At 36.3% G+C, this 620-nt stretch carries 1 protein-coding gene; it reads right to left on the bottom strand.

The genetic code is table 11. The features are described 5' to 3' along the window. Positions 1–110 precede the first annotated feature (110 nt). Positions 111–299, bottom strand: a complete 189-nt coding sequence (locus tag AC27IT_RS27845; protein WP_487092270.1) for a hypothetical protein — start codon at positions 297–299, stop codon at positions 111–113. Positions 300–620: the final 321 nt, after the last annotated feature.

Below are 620 nucleotides of genomic sequence, written 5' to 3' on the forward strand. Positions count from 1 at the left end.
AACATGTCCTGAATTTGTTCCCACTGTTCATCGTTTATTTCGTACCGTCTTTGAATCATGCTCGTTGCTCCATTCGTTTTTCCTAAATCATACCACATTTTCTTTAGTTTTCAGACACGTCCTAGTATTGTAACCGACTCCACTTCTTTATCTTTAGTTACTTTAGATAGTCCATTAGGAACTTTTGTATCTTCAATAATTATCTCTTTATTTTGCTGCTTTGATGTATCCTCTTGACAACCTAATAAGGCACCGAAAAGAATTAGGAGTACAAAAGTAAACAGTAATTTGATACGCATTGAAATAACTTACCCCTATCAGTAGCTAAAAGGTTCGCTTCTAGCCATCTTGGCTTTATATTTTGGTCCCATTACTTTTATTTTGGTATTATCTTTAATATTACATGTGGACGTTACATAATAGTAGTCACCTTCCCAAGTCTCTGTATATGCACCGTAATCAATCCATCCCCAATAGCCAGGCCTCACTGTAACTTTTAAGCCCCAAAATTGGATTTGAGTCATACCCCCTTATCTTGTTAAGCTGATATCAGAAGAACAGAGGGGGATATTTTTATGCAACGGAGACGCTATTCAATCGAGTTCAAACAACAATTGATC

It is taken from the genome of Brevibacillus sp. YAE8 (genome assembly GCF_057543335.1).

Coding starts and splice junctions, on each gene's coding strand:
- AC27IT_RS27845 (WP_487092270.1), bottom strand. CDS start 299: ATGCGTATCAAATTACTGTTTACTTTTGTACTCCTAATTCTTTTCGGT.